Below are 304 nucleotides of genomic sequence, written 5' to 3' on the forward strand. Positions count from 1 at the left end.
CGCTACCAGAACACCAATAACCGCAACAACCGCGAGTATTGGCGCGGATACTCCACCTAAAACAGCGCCTAACCCTTCAAGAATACTAGAGCCGGAAGTAAAACTTGCGAACATTTTACCTATAAACAAAGCTAGTTTAGAAAACCCTTGTATAGCAACACCTATTTTAGAAATACACGTTCCAAGAACCACTAAAAAAGGGCCGACTGCCGCAGCAATCAGCCCAAGTGTCACTATAAGTTTTTGGCTTTCTGGAGAAAGCTGTTTAAATTTAGAAAGCCATGCTGAAATTTTCTGCATTAAT

The 304-nt window shown here is 41.4% G+C and carries 1 pseudogene; it reads right to left on the reverse strand.

Annotation, left to right across the window (positions count from 1 at the left end):
• Positions 1–304: pseudogene (locus ACTJLE_RS06685) on the reverse strand (hypothetical protein); the annotation flags it as partial.

Source organism: Gardnerella sp. CCPDSM (assembly GCF_056754715.1).